Below are 15,910 nucleotides of genomic sequence, written 5' to 3' on the forward strand. Positions count from 1 at the left end.
GTGGTTCCGGCTCTTCTCTGAGGTGACGAGGACTGCGGTGGTAGTGGGTGGAGGGATCGTCGGGCTGGCTGTGGCGCGGAGTCTGCAGCGGCGCGATCCCGGTACGCCGGTTGTCGTGCTGGACAAGGAGCCGACGGTCGCGGCACATCAGACCGGGCACAACTCGGGCGTCGTGCATTCCGGGCTGTACTACCGCCCGGGCTCGTTGAAGGCGCGGTACGCGGTCGAGGGCGGCGCGGCGTTGCGCAAGTACTGCGCGGAGAAGGGCATCCCGCTCGACGTACCGGGGAAGCTTGTCGTGGCGACGACCGAGGCCGAACTGCCCCAGCTCGACCGGCTGTACGGGATCGGCCGGGAGAACGGCGTACCGGTCCGGCATCTGACGCTCGACGAGGTCGCCGAGCGTGAACCGCACCTGCGGGTCAAGGGCGCGCTCGCGGTCGACTCGACCGGGCGGGTCGACTTCAAACTCGTCGCCGCTGCGCTCGCCGACGACGTCCGGGCGGCGGGCGGGGAGATCCGTACCGGCGTGACCGTGACGGCGGTCGAGAACGGGCGGACCGTACGAGTGCGGACGACGGACGACGTCGTCGAGGCGGATCGGGTCGCCATCTGCGCGGGGTTGCACAGCGATCGGCTCGCGCGGGCGTCCGGGCTGGAGCCGGGGGTGCGCATCCTGCCGTTCCGTGGAGAGTTCAGCGAGCTGGTGCCGGAGCGGGAGCATCTGGTGAAGGGGCTCGTCTACCCGGTGCCGGACCCGGACCTTCCGTTCCTCGGCGTGCACCTCACGCGCGGGATCGACGGCAGCGTCCATGTGGGTCCGAACGCGGTGCCGGCGCTGTCCCGCGAGGGGTACTCGTGGGGCCAGATCATCCCGCGGGACGTCTGGGAGGCAGCGACGTACCGGGGAACCTGGCGGCTCGCGCGACGCTACGGGCGGACCGGCGCGAAGGAGATCGCACGGTCGCTGACCGGTCGCGCACTGGTGAAGGAAGCGCGCCGGATGCTGCCCGAGTTGCAGGTCTCGGACGTACGTCGCTCAGGCGCCGGTGTCCGCGCCCAAGCCGTGACCCGCGACGGCAAACTGGTGGACGACTTCCTCTTCCTCCGCGACGGCAACGCCCTCCACGTCCTCAACGCCCCTTCACCAGCCGCCACAGCCTGCCTGGTAATAGCCGACCGCATAGCCGAAGAACTAACCACCGCCTGACCTACCTCAGTGGGGTTCCAGGTCGATTTCTACGATGCGGACGCGGACGCGGGTGAGCTGGACCGTGAGCGGCTCCAGGGCGGTGGTGATGGCTGTGTGTACGGCTGTGCCGACGTCGGCCGCGCAGTGGTCGGCTGCTGTGACGATGCGTGCGTCGACCTGGACGGTGCCGTCGGCGTGCAGGTCGACGTCGATGCCTGCCACGTCGGGGACCGGGCGGCCGGTCGCACGCTCCCAGGCCTGCGCGGCGAGCTGCTTGAGCAGTCCCATCAGCCCAGGCTGCAGCCGTACGACGCCGCCGACAGCTCGCGCCGCCGACGCCGCAGCCTCAGCAAGTACCACCCGCTCAACATCCGCCTGATCACCAAGTCGGCCCCCAGCCGAGCCGGCCCCGCCTGCGGCGGCTGTGCCTTCGGACTCGTCGGATGGGCTGCCGAGGATCATCGGGGGTCTGTCCAGACGTCGACGACCTCGAAGTCGAGGCGGTCGAGGTCGTAGCCGACCTGTCCTCGCAGCGCGGCCGCGACGCGTTCGCGGGCGAGAGCCAGCGCGGCGACCTCTCCGGACCCGAACCGCAGCGCGACCGTCATCCATACCCGTACCGCGTCCGGTCGCTCCGGCACCAGCTCGATCCGGCACTGCCGGGCTCTGATCCCGGGCACCGCATCCACGGCGTACCGCAGTACGGCAGCGAACGCCGGCACCGACAGCTCGACCTCCGCGCCATCGGTCGGGAGCGGGAGCGTCCGGCCGAGGTTCGCGTCGGCGCGCACCGCGGTCATGATCCGGTCCAGCAGGCTGTTGGGCACCTCGACCGGGTCGTCGATCAGGAAGGCGGTCGCCTCGGCCAGCTGCTCGAGGCTGGCGCGCGCCGTCCGGCAGTGCGCGCACCCGGTCAGATGCGCACTCGGCGTACCGCTGTCCAGCTCGTCCCACACGTCCTCGACGGTTCGTCCGCAGGCGAGCGGGTGCAACTCACTGGTCCCAGGGGTCATTTCCATGGCTTCATCACCTCCGCGAGCTCGGCGCGGGCTCTTGCTATCCGTCCGCGGACGGCGGTCGGTGTCGTACCGACCAGGCCGGCGATCTCCTGGTACGAGCGGCCGTGCACCTCGCGCAGCAACCAGCAGGCGCGTTGCTGCGGCGGCAACTGGCGGAGCGCGTCTGAGAGCGCGTTCATCGCGGCCGTGGTGCCGGCCGCCCGCTCCGGGTCGTGGTCGTCGGGGGCCGGATGGTGCTCGTCGAGGCCGACGGTCGGCCGCCGCCGTTGCAGCACGGTCAGGCACTTGTTCGTCGCGGTGCGGTAGAGCCAGCCGCCGAACGCCGCGTCGTTCTGGATCTCGGGCAGCCGGCGCCACGCCGTCACGAACGTTTCCTGCGTGATGTCCTCGGCCTCACCGCTGGCGCCGTCCAGCATCCGCACGCAGAGCGTGTAGATCCGCCGCTGGTACCGGCGGACGAGCAGCTCGAACGACGCCGGGTCGCGATCGCGGGCGCGCGCAACCAGCGTCGCCTCGTCGAGCTCGACGAGCGCCACGCGGCCGGTCACCGCGGCTCCAGGTGGAACATGCTGTGAAGACGACGCCGAGGACACAGATGTCACGGTAGCCTCCCGGATCGACGTCGTGAGACATGTCACCCTTGGGCGTGTGTACGACGCCGCGCCGCGGAAAGTCGCGATCCGGCGCGTGACGATTCCGGTCCTGCCGTTGTCCAACGGTCGTACGAGCACAACCGCTGACGAGAAAGGCATCGGCCGATGACCGAAACCGTGACCACCGAGAACCCGGCCAAGGGCACCGCCCGGCGCACCACAACTCCCGGCACCGCGCCGGCGCCCAAGGACATCGTTGCCGACGGCACCGGTACGTCGGGGAAGACGACCATCGCCGACATCGTGGTGTCGAAGATCGCCGGCATCGCGACCCGGGAGATCGAGGGCGTGCACGCGCTCGGCGGCGGCGCGGCCCGGGCGGTCGGCATGCTCCGCGAGCGGATCCCGGGCTCGCGGACGAACCTGTCCCAGGGCGTCTCGGTCGAGGTCGGGGAGAAGCAGGCCGCCGTCGACATCGAGCTGGTCGCGGAGTACGGCGTGAGCATCGCCGACCTGGCCACCGCGATCCGCGGCAACGTGATCGCCGCGGTCGAGCGGATGACCGGGCTCGAGGTCACCGAGGTGAACATCGCGGTCAGCGACGTGCACCTCGAGGGTGACGACGAGGACGACGAGACCGACGACGTCCCGGCCGAGCGCCGGGTGCAGTGAGCCATCGGCCCCGAGGCCGGTAGCTGAGTCAGTAAATCCCAGTTGAGCTCGGAGGAGAGCACGTGAGCACGTCGACCATCGGTCTGTTCGCCGGTCTGCTGATCGCCATCGCCGCCGCGGCCGGCGGGTTTCCCGGTTTCCTGCTCGCGCTCGTGCTGGGCGCGGTCGGGTTGGCCGTCGGCCGGTTCCTGTCCGACGGGACGAAGGGGCTCGACGACCTGATCTCCCGCCGTGGTCGTGGCTGACCTCCGCGCCCCTGCGGCAACCCCGGCACTCCCGGCAACCCCGGTACCCGAGCCGTCCTCGGTCGCATTCGGGGGTGATCGAGGGCGGCTCGACATCGCTCAGCGGGCGGTGGAGCGGATCGCGGAGATCACCGCCCGGCGGCACGGTGCGGTGGTACGCCGGGACGCGGTGCTCGGACGTGGTCTGCCGAAGGCGCGTGCGGTGATCGCCGGCCGGCGTACGCGGGTCGAGGTCCAGGTGGCCGCGGCCTGGGGCCGACCGCTGAGCGAGATAGCAACCGAAGTACGGCAGGCGGTCACCACCGACATCGAACGCTTCACCGCCCTCGGAGTCGACCGAGTAGACGTAGAAATCACAGCCGTAGAAATCACCCCGGCAACCATCACCCAAGCAGGCAGCCACCAGGACGGGCCTCCTCCTGTGCCTGCGCGGAGTCCGGTTGCGGGGCCGGTGGCCGCCGCGATCGGTGTTGTTGGGGCACTTATCCTGATCGTGGTCGGGGCGGTTGGTGTTGCGGAGATGCTCCGCTCGGTCGGTCTGTTGCGCGGCGACGTGATCCGGCCCAGCTGGTTCGGATGGACCGACGTACTCGAGCCCACGAGCTGGCTGCGTCCAGCCGGCATCGCTGCGGTGGTCATCGGCCTGCTGCTGCTCGTGATCGCGGTCAAACCGCGCCGACGCACGCACCTGGCTGTGCAAGGTCCCGACACGATCGTCTGGATCGGTGCGGCGGATGCAGCCCGGCTTGCCGCCGAGAGCGCCACCGGCCTGGACTCGGTGACAGCGGCCTCGGTCGCCGCCAAGCGCCGCCGGCTGCACGCGACGATCACGACCTTCGGCGATGCTGCCCGGGTCCGCGACGAAGTCGGCACGTCGATTGCCGAACGCCTGCGTACCGTCAGCCCGCAACCGCGGGTCCGGATCGAACTCCGGGAGGACTGACATGCGACGTGGAGTCATCGCCCTCGACCGGACAGTCGGTCTCCTGATCGCGTTCATCCTGATCGCATGCGGCGCCTTCGCGCTCTGCTGGTGGTACGACGTACTGCCCGGAGCACCCGAAACGCTCAAGGTCCACGGCCCGGCCGACTACACCGCCACATCATGGTGGCCATGGGCAACGGGTGTCGCCGGGGTGCTGCTGATCTTGCTGGGCCTGTGGTGGCTGGTGCGACACCTCCCGCGACGCGTCAGCGGCCGGTTCAGCCTCCCCGCCTCCGATCAGAACGGACGGCTGCACGCCGATGCGCACGCCGCGGTTGCCGCCGCGGCAGCGGACCTGGCGAGGATCCCCGAGATCCGCGACGGCTCAGGAAGGGTCGTCGCCGACCGTGGCGAGTTGGTCGCCGAGCTGCAGTGCACGATCGAGCCGACCGCCGACCTCGAGACGGTCCACGCCGCCATCACCCGTACCGCCGCGGACCTGCACACCGTCCTCGGCCTGCCCCACCTCAGGCACCGCGTCCGGCTCCGCGTCGCTCGCAACGACCGGACGACCGCCCAGCCGCGGGTGGTTTGAGGCGGTGAAGTTGGGGTGTGGACCCCATGGTTGGGGGGTGTTCTGGCGACAAGACTGATCTCTGAGTAGGCCGTACGAACGGCGGTCGGGGAGGTCAAGGTGAGTGGTGTCGGGGCGATTGGGCAGGGAGCGGCGATGCGGGCCGTCGACATAGCGATCGGGCTGCCGACGGTCGGTGTGTTCGACCCGGTGGTGAAGGCCGTGCAGCTGATGGCGGTGGGGCGGATGCCCGGGCTGGTCGTCGTCGACGAGGCCGGCCGGCCGCTCGCGGTGCTCCCGGGTTCGCAGGTACTGCGGCTGTGCATTCCGGCGGCGTACCAGGACGACCCGTTGCTCGCCCGCACGGTCGACGAGTCGTCGGCGGACGCGTTCTGGCGGCAGCTCGGTGGGTTCGCGGTCGGCGACTGCCTGCCGCACCCGATCGCCCGGCCGGTGACCGTGACGCAGGACGCGACACTGCTGGAGATCGCGGCGCTGATGGCCCGCGGGCGGACGCCGCTCGTCGCGGTGACCGGAACTGACGGACTGCTGACCGGCGTGATCACGCTGGATCGGTTGCTGACGAGCCTGGCGGTCGCCGGGCTCGAGGACCAGCCGCCGGGGTGAGGCCGTTCGTCGCGCTGGCGATCTTCGGCCTGGCATTCTTCTACATCGCGACGGAGAAGGCCGACAAGGTCAAGGTGGTGCTGATCGGTGCCGCCGCGATGCTCGTCCTCGGGCTCGCGCCGGGGACCGAGGTGTTCTTCTCCGAGCACGAGGGGATCGACTGGAACGTCATCTTCCTGCTGCTCGGGATGATGGTCGTGATCGGGATCATCAAGCAGACCGGGGTCTTCGACTACCTCGGGATCTGGGCGGCGAAGCGGTCCCGCGGCCGGCCGTACCGGCTGATGGTGCTGCTGATGATCATCACCGCGATCGCGTCGCCGTTCCTGGACAACGTGACCACGATCATGCTCGTCGCGCCGGTGACGATCGTGGTCTGCGAACGGCTCCGGATCCGGCCGCAGCCGTACCTGATTGCCGAGGTGCTGGCGTCCAACATCGGCGGCGCCGCGACGCTGATCGGCGACCCGCCGAACATCATCATCGGCAGCCGGGCCGGCCTGACGTTCAACGACTTCCTGGTGCACATGACGCCGATCGTGGTGATCGTGTTCGTGCTGTTCGTGGTGCTGTCACGGTTCCTGTTCCGTAAGGACTTCCGGTTCAATCCCGAACAGGTCGCCGCGGTCCTGGCCCTTCAGGAACGCCGGGCGATCCGCGATCCGTGGCTGCTCGCGAAGTGCCTGATCGTGCTCGCGCTGATGGTGGCCTGCTTCTCGCTGCACTCCGTGATCCACCTGGAGCCGTCGCTGGTCGCGCTGATCGGCGCAGGCGTGATGGTGCTGGTCGCGAAGGCCGACGTCGGGGAGGTCCTGCGAGAGGTCGAATGGGCCACGCTGGTGTTCTTCATGGGCCTGTTCGTGATGGTGTCCGGCCTCGTCCACACCGGCGTGATCGAGGCGATCGGCAACTGGGCGGTCGACGCGATCGGCGACCGGTACTTGCTCGCGGCAACTGCTCTGCTGTTCGGCTCCGGCGTGCTCGGGGCGTTCTTCGACAACATCCCGTACGTCGCGACAATGACTCCGGTGGTCGAAGGCATCGTCGAGCAGGAACCGCAGACGGGCAACTCGCTGTGGTGGGCGTTCGCACTCGGCGCCGACTTCGGCGGTAACGGTACGGCGGTGGCGGCAAGCGCCAATGTGGTTGCCCTCGGCATCGCCTCGCGGAGCGGTCACCACATCACGTTCTGGCAGTTCACGCGGTACGGCGTCGTGGTGACCGCCCTCAGCATCGGAATGGCCTGGGTGTACGTGTGGCTGCGCTACTTCACCTGAGCCGCGACAGAGCGCAGCGCGTGCGGTGTGAGCGCGATCTCGACGGTGCCGATCTCGACCGCGGTCATCTGTACGCCGGGCACCTCGACCATGAGTTCGACGTACGCCGGAAGGTCCGCGAGCGCCGCCAGGTCAGACCGGGCCACCATCCGCGTCAGGCTCCGCTCGGCCTCGTCGAGTGCGAGATCGACCGGGAAGAGCGTGTGCTCGACGGCCGCAGCAGGGTCGATGATCTGCACATCGATCTCACCGGAGACGCGGATTTCGATGCCTTCGCGGCTGCGGGCAGTGACGGACAGCGGCTGCCGCATACATGCCCTCGGCAACCAGACGTACCGCTCCAGCAACGGACAGCGGATCGCGAGTCCGGTCGTGACCACCCGGTCGACCCGGCCGGAGCGCAGGACGACGAGCAGGCGGGCGCGGGGCACCACGCGTGGTTCGAGTGCGGCCAGCGCTGCGAGGACGAGGAGCGCGCCGAGGATCGCCCATGGATGCGCGGCCGGCGCCGCGAGGACGGGGGTCGTGCCGAGCATGGTGCCTCCCGGGGCCGCCGAGCAGAATTGAGCGCGGCGACGGCCTCTCGCCGCAACTCCAGTCTGCAAGACCGAACGGAACGGCGGTATGAGTGCTGACACCCACTTTTGCTTGCCTGCATGGACTTCACCGCGTCGCGTGGTGGAGGGTGGAGAGGTGAACGGATTGCCTTTGTACTGGCGGGTCTGCCTGATCAACGGACTGGTGTTCGTGGTCGGCACCGCCGCGCTGGCACTGGCGCCCGTCACGGTGTCCGCGACCGTGCTGGAGTCCGAGGCCGTCGTGCTGGTGCTCGGCCTGATCGGCATCGTCGTACTGAACTCGATCCTGCTGCGCACCAGCCTGGCGCCCCTCGACCGGTTGGCGCGGCTGATGGACACGGTCGACCTGCAGCGGCCGGGACGCCGGTTGCCGGAGTCGCGCAACGGCGCAGTCGAGCATCTTGTCCGCGGATTCAACGCGATGCTCGAACGGCTGGAGACCGAACGCGGGCGGAGCAACGCGAAAGCCCTGGAGGCGCAGGAGGCCGAGCGGCACCGGATCGCGCGCGAACTGCATGACGAGATCGGCCAGGGGCTGACGGCCGTATTGCTCGGTCTCAAGCAGCTGTCGTCCGGCCTGCCGCCCGCTGTCCAGAAGGATCTCCTCGAGGTGCAGGAGACCGCGCGGGCGACGCTTGACGAGGTGCGTGGTGTGGCGCGCCGGCTGCGCCCGGGCGTACTGGAGGATCTGGGTCTGCAGAGTGCGCTGGCTGCGCTCGCGACCGAGTTCTCGGCGCACGGCATGCGGGTACGGCGCGTGACCTCGCCTGGGCTGCCCGAGCTGGGGGCCGATCGGGAGCTGGTCATCTACCGCGTCGCGCAGGAGGCTCTGACGAACGCGGCCCGCCACTCGGAGGCTTGCAGCGTGCAGTTGTCGCTGCAACGACACGGCGATGCGGTGATCCTCGCGGTCGAGGACGACGGAACGGGGATGCGTGGCGCCGAGGAAGGTACCGGGATTCGCGGCATGCGGGAGCGGGCCTTGCTGATCGGAGCCGAGTTGTCGGTCGGCCCCGGAGATCGCGGTACGGCGGTGCGCCTCACGGTTCCGTTGGAGCGGCCATGATCCGGATCCTGCTCGCCGACGACCACGCGCTGGTGCGTCGCGGCGTACGGCTGATCCTGGACAGCGAGCCGGATCTGCAGGTGGTGGCCGAGGCAGGAGATGGCGCGGAGGCGCTGCAGGCGTTCCGGGACACGCCGGTCGATCTGGCCGTACTGGATGTGGCGATGCCGCGGATGACCGGGCTGCAGGCGGCCCGGGAGCTGTCCCGCCGGCGGGATCCACCGCGGATCCTGATGCTGTCGATGTACGACAACGAGCAGTACTTCTTCGCCGCGCTCAAGGCCGGCGCGAGCGGGTACGTACTGAAGTCGGTCGCCGATCGGGATCTCGTCGATGCCTGCCGCGCCGCGGGCCGGGGCGAGTCGTTCCTGTATCCGGGCGTGATGAGCACGCTCGTCCGCGACTACGTGGACCGCGTCCGCCGGGGTGAACGCGTGCCCGGTCAGGTGCTGACCGACCGCGAGGACGAGGTCGTGAAGCTGATCGCGGAGGGCCATCCGTCGAAGGAGATCGCCCGCATCCTGACCATCAGCTACAAGACCGTCGAACGGCACCGCGCCAACATCCTGCAGAAGCTCGGCATGCGCGACCGTACCGAGCTCACCCGCTACGCGATCCGCGCCGGCCTCATCGAGCCGTAGCGCAGACCTCGATGGACTGGCGGGCGATCTCCCACTCCTCGTTGGTGGGGATGACGAGGACCTTGACCGGACTGTCGTCGGTCGAGACGATCGGGCCGTCCGGGTCGGCGTTGCGGACCGGGTCCAGCCGGATGCCGAGCGGCTCCAGGCCGTCCAGCGCGGCGGCGCGGGCTTCGGCGGAGTGCTGGCCGACACCGGCGGTGAAGACGATCGCGTCGACCGTGCCGAGGACCGCGTAGTACGCGCCGACGTACTTCTTGAGCCGGTAGCAGTAGACGTCGAACGCGAGCCGTGCCCGCTCGTCGCCGTCCGCCCGGCGCCGCAGCACCTCACGGAAGTCGTTGACGCCGGCCAGGCCCTTCAGCCCGGACTCGGAGTTGAGCGCCCGGTCGGTCTCCTCCGCGGTGCGCCCGGCGACGCGCGCGAGATGCCCGTGGACGGCGGGATCGAGATCGCCGGACCGGGTCCCCATCACAAGTCCCTCGAGCGGCGTGAGCCCCATCGACGTGTCGACCGACTCCCCACCCCGTACGGCGGCGGCCGAGCAGCCGTTGCCGAGATGCAGGACGATCACGTTCACCTCGGCGGGATCGCGATCGAGCACCCGCGCGGCCTGCTCCGAGACGAACGCGTGCGACGTCCCGTGGAATCCGTACCGGCGGATGCCGTAGTCGTCCAGCCAGGACGACGGCACGGCGTACGTGTACGCGTACGGCGGCAACGTCTGGTGGAACGCGGTGTCGAAGACCGCGACATGCGGCAGATCGGGGAACAGCCGCCGCGCGACCTCGATCCCTTCGAGGTTCGCGGGGTTGTGCAGCGGAGCGAGCGGCACCAGATCGGTGACGGCCGCGATCAGCTCGTCGTCGACCAGCGCCGGTGCCGCGAACCGGTCGCCGCCGTGCACGACCCGATGCCCGACCGCGACGATCTCGACCGACCCGAGCGCGGGACCGTGCTTCTCGAAGGCCTGGACTGCGGCCTCCAGCGCGGCCTCGTGATCAGCGATCGGCCGGTCGTCGTCGACCGCACCCGATGGCCCGTGATGGACGTGATGGCTCTGCTCCTCGTCGATCCGCTCGACCAGGCCGCTCGCCGCCGCTTCGCCCGACGCCGCGTCGACGAGGCTGTACTTCAGCGACGACGATCCGGCGTTGATGACCAGGACATGTTCACTCATCGTGTCCACCCTGCTGTGCCTGGATCGCGGTGATCGCGACCGTGTTGATGATGTCGCGGACGGTCGCCCCGCGGGACAGGTCGTTGACCGGCTTCCGGAGGCCCTGCAGGACCGGACCGACCGCCACCGCGTTGGCCGAGCGCTGCACAGCCTTGTACGTGTTGTTGCCGGTGTTCAGGTCCGGGAACACGAAGACTGTGGCCTTCCCGGCGACGGGGGAGTCCGGGAGTTTCGTCCGGGCCACCGCCGCGTCGATCGCGGCGTCGTACTGGATCGGGCCCTCGACCGGCAGCTGTGGTGCGCGCTCGCGGACGATGTTCGTTGCCTTGGACACCTTCTCGACGTCGGTACCGGTGCCGGACGTACCGGTCGAGTACGACAGCATCGCGACCCGCGGCTCGACCCCGAACGCCGCCGCCGTCGTGGCGGACGAGATCGCGATGTCGGCGAGCTGCTCCGCGTTCGGATCCGGGTTCACCGCGCAGTCGCCGTACACGAGGACCTGGTTCTCCAGGCACATGAAGAAGACCGACGAGACGACCGAGACGTCCGGCACGGTCTTCACCACCTCGAGCGCCGGCCGGATGGTGTGCGCGGTGGTGTGCACGGCGCCCGAGACCATCCCGTCCGCGAGGCCCAGCTGGACCATCATCGTGCCGAAGTACGACACGTCGCGGACCGCCTCTCGCGCCCGGTCGAGGTCGACGCCGCGGTGCTTCCGCAGCCGGTGGTACTCGGCGGCGAACCGCTCGGTCAGCTCGCTGTCCTCCGGATGTACGACGGTCGCCGCGCTCACGTCGACGCCGAGGGTCGCCGCCTTCGCGCTGATCGTGGTCGGGTCGCCGAGCAGTGTCAGGTCCGCGACCCCACGCCGGAGCAGAACGTCGGCGGCGCGCAGGATCCGCTCCTCTTCGCCCTCCGGCAGCACGATGTGCCGGCGGTCGGACACGGCCCGGTCGACGAGTTGGTGCTCGAACATCAGCGGTGTCACCACACTGGTGTGGGCGAGGGCGAGCTGATCGAGCAGGGCCGGCCCGTCGACCGAGGAGTCGAACAGCGCCAGTGCGGTGTCGATCTTGCGCGGCGCGTCCTTGGTCAGGCGGCCGCGGACGGCGGTGAGTTTGGTGGAAGTGGCCTGCGTACCGAGGCGGGTCTCGATCAGCGGCAGCGTGACGCCGAGGCCCTCGATCAGGCGGCGCACCTGGCTGGGGAGCTCGAAGCCACCGTTCAGCACGATCGCCGCGATCTGCGGGAACGTACGGGACGCGTGCGCCATCACCACGCCGAGCACGACCTCCGGGCGGTCGCCGGCGGTGACCACGACCGCGCCCTCGAACAGCCGGTCGAGGACGTTCGGCATCGTCATCCCGGCGATCATCAGCCCGCTGATCTCGCGGGTCAGCAGCTGCGGATCGCCGCTGAGCAGCCGGCCGTCGATCGGGGCGAGCAGGTCCGCGACGAGCGGCTGGTTGAGGATCGGCTCCTCCGGGATCGCAAAGGCCGGCGCGCCGATCCCGTCGAGCGCCGCAACCAACGCCTCCGGAGTCACGCCAACCGAACCGTCGCCACCCGCAGCACCGTCGCTGGGTTCCTGGCCGACGCGGTTGGCGATCACCGCGAACAGCGTGCCGTGGTTCGCGGCGAGCTCGGCCGCGGCCAGGTCGGTGATTGCGCGCACGTCGTGCGGTGTCCGCCCGAACCCGTTGACGACCAGCAGCACCGGAACACCCAGGTTCGCAGCGATCTTGGCGTTGAACGAGAACTCGGTCGGCGTACCGACGTCGGTGTAGTCGCTCCCCACGATCAGAACCGCATCAGCCTGCTCCGCAACCGCGTGGTACCGCTGCACGATCGTGTCCAGCGCCGCATCCGGGTCCGCGTGCACCGCTTCGTACGTGACGCCGACTCCGTCCTCGTACGACTGGTCGACCGCGTCCTGCGAGATCAGCAGATCGAGAACGTAGTCCCGCCCGCCGTGCGTCGCCGTGTCCGCCCGCACCACCGGCCGGAACACCGCCACCCGCCGCACCCGCCGCGCCAACTGATGCAACACCCCAAGGGCCACCGTCGACTTCCCGGTCGTCCCTTCCACCGAAGCAACATAAACACTGCTACCCATACTGCGAACCCTACGGAACCGCCGGGCGAGTCAGGGCGTGCAGGTGGTCGATCATGGTGTCGACTGCGATGCGCAACGGTGCCGGGTCGCGGTTGACCTGGCTCAGCAGCAGACCGCCCTGGACCGCAGCCAGCATGGCGACGGCGAGGTCGCTCGGGTTCGCGGACGCGGAGAGTTCGCCGCGGTCCTGCATCGCGACCAGACCGTCGCGGATCAGCTCCTGCCAGCGGGCGAACGCTCCGGCGAGCTGCATACGGGCGACCGGATCGCTCTCGGACAGGTCGCTGGCCAGGGACCCGAGCGGACAGCCGCCCGCGCACTGCACCTCGCTCAGGATGCCGACCATCACGTCCCGCCAGCGACCCAGCGAGTCGATCGTGTCGAGCTCCCCGAGACAACTCTGCTGTACGTCGAGCGCCTGGATCGTCTGGTGGTCGATGACAGCCGTCACCAACGCGTCCTTGCCCGGGAAGTAGTGGTACAGCTGCGACGGGCTCACGCCGGCCGCCGCCTGGATGTCCTCGATCGTCGTCCGGGCGACGCCCTGGTCGATCATCAGCCGAGCTGCCGTTTCGACGATCCGGTCGTGGGTCGCCTGTCCCTTCGGGGTGAGCCGCCGTGCCGTCTGCGTCATGATCCCCAGCCTACGGATTTTGGAGTTGATACTCCAATCCCTACCGCGAACTATTGGAGCAAATACTCCAACCAGTGATGGGAACACCTATGACGCAGGACTTCGCCGGCCGGACCGCACTCGTCACCGGCGGCAACAGCGGGATCGGGCGATCCGTCGCCACCCAGCTCGCGGCCCGCGGCGCGCATGTGGTGATCAGCGGGCGGGACGTGGCGCGCGGGCAGGACGTGGTTGCGCAGCTCCGTGCCGCCGGCGGCACGGCAGACTTCGTGCAGGCGGATTTGGCCGAGCTCGACAGCGTGCGGTCGCTGGCCAAGCAGGCGATCGAGCTCGGCGGAGGCCACGTCGACGTACTGGTCAACAACGCGGGGATCTTCCCGTTCGGCCCGACCGCCGAGGTGGCCGACACCGACTTCGACGCCGTGTATGCCGTGAATGTCCGCGCACCGTTCTACCTGGTCGCGGAGCTCGCACCGCTGATGGCGGCCCGCGGATCCGGCGCGATCGTCAACGTGACGACGGTCGTCGCGTACGTCGGGATGTCGGGCATGGCGGCGTACGGATCGAGCAAGGCGGCAGTCGAGCTGCTGACCAGGTCCTGGGCCGCGGAGTTCGGCGCCGCCGGTGTTCGGGTGAACGCCGTCAGCCCCGGTCCGACCCGTACCGAGGGAACAGCGGTGATGGGTGAGGGCCTTGACAACCTGGCCAGCACGACGCCACTGCGCCGCGTCGGAACCCCCGACGAGATCGCCGCCGGCATCGTCTTCCTGGCTTCCGACGCAGCCTCCCTCATCCACGGCGCCACCCTCCCGATCGACGGCGGCCGCCTCGCCGTCTGACCAACCGGCCTAACGAGGGGTGAAGATGGCGAACTTGTTGCCGGCGGGGTCCTGGAGGTAGGCGAAGTCGGGGGTTCCGGGGGAGCTGCTGAGGCGTTTGTTGAGGAGCGTGCCGCCCAGCTTCTCCGCGGTGGCGCAGGTGGCTTCCAGGTCGGCGACCAGGATGTAGAAGACGGCGTGGTTCGGCAGCTCGCCGTTGGTGGCGAACAGGCCGCCCATCGGCTGCGGCGCGCCGGACGCGCTGATGTTGCGGTAGTCGAGGCCGCCGGACGTCAGGCTTCCGGACGACTCGAACGTCCAGTCGAACAGGCCGCCGTAGAACTTCTCTGCGGCGGCCGGGTCGTCGGTCGCGACCTCGAACCAGGCCAGGGTGTTGGGGGCCGGAGTACTCATGGATCTCTCCTTCGCAACGGTGGTGTTCAGCAACGAGATCCACGTTCTCAGCGGTTCGCGACAGCCCTATGTCGGTGTTGGGAAAAGCTCCTCCGGACGCAGCGCGGCCTCCGGCAGTTTGGTCTCGTGGCCGTCCACGTGCAGGTCGCCGCTGGCCGGCGGGCGCAACGGTACGGTCGCCGTCCGCTCGGCCTTGCTGATCCGGTCCATCCGGAACACCCGGTCCTGCTCGCGGAGATGACACCAGGCGGTCAGGTACGACCCGCGTGGTCCGACAACCACGTGCTGCGGCTCGATCTCGCGGAGGGTCTCGATGCCCTCGGCGTTGGTGTACGCGATCCGCAGCACCTGGTTGTCGCGGACCGCGCGCCAGATCTGCTCGGCGACCTCGCCGTCCGGATCCGGGATCGGGTGCACGAGCAGCCGCACCTTCGCGGCCGCCGTCCGCGCCTCGTCCAGATCGCGCTGCGGCATCGCGGCGACGATCTTCTGCAGCGCGGTCCGGGCGTCACGCGCGAACAGCACACCGTCGCTGCGGCTGAGCGCGACCGCGACGGCCATCGCCTCCCGCGGGGTGAAGTTCAGCGGCGGGAGGCTCATCGAGCGATCCACCGAGTACCCGCCGGTGCGCCCCTGTTTCGTCGCCAGCGGTACGCCGGCCTGTCCCAGCGCGCTGAGGTCGCGCTCGATGGTCCGTACGCTGACCTCGAAGCGGGCGGCCAGCTGCCGCGCCGTCCGCCCGCGGGGTCCTGCGGCGCGCAGTTCCTCCGCGAGCGCGTACAGCCGATCCATCCGGTTCATGTCTCGCACGCTAGGCGGCACCATGGACAAAAACCGGCGTGCTCAGCCCTCCGACGCCATCGCGACGACGATGCCTTCCGGTCCGCGCAGGTAGCAGAAGTAGTTGCCGGGCTGGTACTCCTCGATCGTCCCGACCAGCTCGCCGCCGTGCGCCTTCAGCCGCTCGACCGTGTCGTGGACGTCGTCGATCACGAACATCAGGTTCCGGAGGCCGAGCGTGTTCGGCGGGGCGGACGGCTCCAGGGTGGTCGCGAGCGGTTCGCGGTACGTCGTCAGCTCGAGCTGCCCGTGCCCGTCGGGCGTCCGGAGGAACGAGATGTCCGCGACCACACCGGGCAGTGCGGACACGCCCTCCACCCAGGCGCCGGAGACCGTCGTCTCGCCGACGAGTTCCATGCCGAGCTCGAAGAAGAACGCCTTCGCCGCCGCGAGATCGGTGACCACGACGCCGATGTGGTCCATGCGCTTGATTGCCATCTTGGTGGTTCTCCTCCGAGTAGGTGCTGCAACTTACCCGGAGGACGAGGCCGCGCCG

20 protein-coding genes are annotated in these 15,910 nt (G+C 69.6%); 10 read left to right on the forward strand and 10 right to left on the reverse strand.

What is annotated here, in order from left to right; all coding sequences use genetic code 11:
- The first annotated feature begins 43 nt into the window (after positions 1 to 43).
- Positions 44 to 1,210 carry an L-2-hydroxyglutarate oxidase gene (gene lhgO, locus ACGFI6_RS22730; protein ID WP_393121599.1) on the forward strand — a complete coding sequence of 389 codons (1,167 nt, stop codon included), beginning with the start codon at positions 44 to 46 and terminating at the stop codon, positions 1,208 to 1,210.
- A gap of 6 nt (positions 1,211 to 1,216) precedes the next feature.
- On the opposite strand, the gene ACGFI6_RS22735 is transcribed toward lhgO, so the two are convergent.
- From ACGFI6_RS22735 to ACGFI6_RS22745, 3 genes are all read right to left on the reverse strand, one after another.
- Positions 1,217 to 1,552 (reverse strand): hypothetical protein, encoded by a 336-nt coding sequence (locus ACGFI6_RS22735; RefSeq protein WP_393121600.1) that lies wholly within the window; start codon positions 1,550 to 1,552, stop codon positions 1,217 to 1,219.
- Positions 1,553 to 1,650: 98 nt separating this feature from the next.
- Positions 1,651 to 2,211: an Asp23/Gls24 family envelope stress response protein gene (locus ACGFI6_RS22740; RefSeq protein ID WP_393121602.1), complete on the reverse strand. Its 561-nt coding sequence runs from the start codon at positions 2,209 to 2,211 to the stop codon at positions 1,651 to 1,653.
- Positions 2,202 to 2,759 (reverse strand): RNA polymerase sigma factor, encoded by a 558-nt coding sequence (locus tag ACGFI6_RS22745; protein ID WP_393121603.1) that lies wholly within the window; start codon positions 2,757 to 2,759, stop codon positions 2,202 to 2,204. Before ACGFI6_RS22745 ends, ACGFI6_RS22740 begins: the two co-directional genes overlap by 10 nt.
- Positions 2,760 to 2,969: 210 nt before the next feature.
- Here ACGFI6_RS22745 and ACGFI6_RS22750 point away from each other — a divergent pair, with 210 nt between their 5' ends.
- The 6 genes from ACGFI6_RS22750 (at position 2,970) to ACGFI6_RS22775 (ending at position 7,124) form a co-directional block, all read left to right on the forward strand.
- Positions 2,970 to 3,476: an Asp23/Gls24 family envelope stress response protein gene (locus tag ACGFI6_RS22750; protein ID WP_393121605.1), complete on the forward strand. Its 507-nt coding sequence runs from the start codon at positions 2,970 to 2,972 to the stop codon at positions 3,474 to 3,476.
- Positions 3,477 to 3,538: 62 nt separating this feature from the next.
- Entirely contained in the window at positions 3,539 to 3,721 is a 183-nt protein-coding gene (locus tag ACGFI6_RS22755; RefSeq protein ID WP_393121607.1) for a hypothetical protein, read from the forward strand.
- On the forward strand, positions 3,708 to 4,664 hold the full coding sequence (locus ACGFI6_RS22760; RefSeq protein WP_393121609.1) for a DUF6286 domain-containing Asp23/Gls24 family envelope stress response protein: 957 nt from the start codon (positions 3,708 to 3,710) through the stop codon (positions 4,662 to 4,664). The genes ACGFI6_RS22755 and ACGFI6_RS22760 overlap by 14 nt, the downstream gene beginning before the upstream one ends.
- A gap of 1 nt (position 4,665) precedes the next feature.
- Positions 4,666 to 5,241, forward strand: a complete 576-nt coding sequence (locus ACGFI6_RS22765) for a hypothetical protein (protein ID WP_393121611.1) — start codon at positions 4,666 to 4,668, stop codon at positions 5,239 to 5,241.
- Positions 5,242 to 5,376: 135 nt separating this feature from the next.
- Positions 5,377 to 5,847 (forward strand): CBS domain-containing protein, encoded by a 471-nt coding sequence (locus ACGFI6_RS22770; RefSeq protein WP_393121613.1) that lies wholly within the window; start codon positions 5,377 to 5,379, stop codon positions 5,845 to 5,847.
- The gene (locus tag ACGFI6_RS22775) at positions 5,844 to 7,124 is read left to right on the forward strand and encodes an SLC13 family permease (protein ID WP_393121615.1); all 1,281 of its coding nucleotides are present in this window, start codon (positions 5,844 to 5,846) and stop codon (positions 7,122 to 7,124) included. Before ACGFI6_RS22770 ends, ACGFI6_RS22775 begins: the two co-directional genes overlap by 4 nt.
- On the opposite strand, the gene ACGFI6_RS22780 is transcribed toward ACGFI6_RS22775, so the two are convergent.
- Positions 7,112 to 7,660, reverse strand: coding sequence for a hypothetical protein (locus ACGFI6_RS22780; protein WP_393121616.1), 549 nt, complete (start codon positions 7,658 to 7,660; stop codon positions 7,112 to 7,114). The two genes, ACGFI6_RS22775 and ACGFI6_RS22780, sit on opposite strands and share 13 nt — an antisense overlap.
- 157 nt (positions 7,661 to 7,817) lie before the next feature.
- On the opposite strand from ACGFI6_RS22780, the gene ACGFI6_RS22785 reads away from it, so the two are divergent.
- The gene (locus ACGFI6_RS22785) at positions 7,818 to 8,768 is read left to right on the forward strand and encodes a HAMP domain-containing sensor histidine kinase (RefSeq protein ID WP_393121618.1); all 951 of its coding nucleotides are present in this window, start codon (positions 7,818 to 7,820) and stop codon (positions 8,766 to 8,768) included.
- Positions 8,765 to 9,409, forward strand: a complete 645-nt coding sequence (locus ACGFI6_RS22790; RefSeq protein WP_393121620.1) for a response regulator — start codon at positions 8,765 to 8,767, stop codon at positions 9,407 to 9,409. Before ACGFI6_RS22785 ends, ACGFI6_RS22790 begins: the two co-directional genes overlap by 4 nt.
- On the opposite strand, the gene ACGFI6_RS22795 is transcribed toward ACGFI6_RS22790, so the two are convergent.
- From ACGFI6_RS22795 to ACGFI6_RS22805, 3 genes are read right to left on the reverse strand one after another with little or no spacing between them, the layout of a single operon-like run.
- Positions 9,396 to 10,589, reverse strand: a complete 1,194-nt coding sequence (locus ACGFI6_RS22795; RefSeq protein ID WP_393121621.1) for an acetate/propionate family kinase — start codon at positions 10,587 to 10,589, stop codon at positions 9,396 to 9,398. The two genes, ACGFI6_RS22790 and ACGFI6_RS22795, sit on opposite strands and share 14 nt — an antisense overlap.
- Entirely contained in the window at positions 10,582 to 12,708 is a 2,127-nt protein-coding gene (gene pta / locus ACGFI6_RS22800; RefSeq protein WP_393121623.1) for a phosphate acetyltransferase, read from the reverse strand. The genes ACGFI6_RS22795 and pta overlap by 8 nt, the downstream gene beginning before the upstream one ends.
- A gap of 10 nt (positions 12,709 to 12,718) precedes the next feature.
- Positions 12,719 to 13,342, reverse strand: coding sequence for a TetR/AcrR family transcriptional regulator (locus ACGFI6_RS22805; RefSeq protein ID WP_393121625.1), 624 nt, complete (start codon positions 13,340 to 13,342; stop codon positions 12,719 to 12,721).
- Between the two features lie 89 nt (positions 13,343 to 13,431).
- On the opposite strand from ACGFI6_RS22805, the gene ACGFI6_RS22810 reads away from it, so the two are divergent.
- Positions 13,432 to 14,181: an SDR family NAD(P)-dependent oxidoreductase gene (locus tag ACGFI6_RS22810; protein WP_393121627.1), complete on the forward strand. Its 750-nt coding sequence runs from the start codon at positions 13,432 to 13,434 to the stop codon at positions 14,179 to 14,181.
- 9 nt (positions 14,182 to 14,190) lie between these two features.
- Here the strand turns inward: ACGFI6_RS22810 and ACGFI6_RS22815 are convergent, their stop codons facing one another.
- From ACGFI6_RS22815 to ACGFI6_RS22825, 3 genes are all read right to left on the reverse strand, one after another.
- Positions 14,191 to 14,574 carry a VOC family protein gene (locus tag ACGFI6_RS22815; protein ID WP_393121629.1) on the reverse strand — a complete coding sequence of 128 codons (384 nt, stop codon included), beginning with the start codon at positions 14,572 to 14,574 and terminating at the stop codon, positions 14,191 to 14,193.
- A gap of 66 nt (positions 14,575 to 14,640) precedes the next feature.
- On the reverse strand, positions 14,641 to 15,375 hold the full coding sequence (locus ACGFI6_RS22820; RefSeq protein WP_393121631.1) for a helix-turn-helix transcriptional regulator: 735 nt from the start codon (positions 15,373 to 15,375) through the stop codon (positions 14,641 to 14,643).
- 42 nt (positions 15,376 to 15,417) lie between these two features.
- Positions 15,418 to 15,852, reverse strand: coding sequence for a VOC family protein (locus tag ACGFI6_RS22825; protein ID WP_393121633.1), 435 nt, complete (start codon positions 15,850 to 15,852; stop codon positions 15,418 to 15,420).
- Positions 15,853 to 15,910 lie beyond the last annotated feature (58 nt).

It is taken from the genome of Kribbella sp. NPDC048928 (assembly GCF_043197975.1).
Classification (GTDB): Bacteria; Actinomycetota; Actinomycetes; order Propionibacteriales; family Kribbellaceae; genus Kribbella.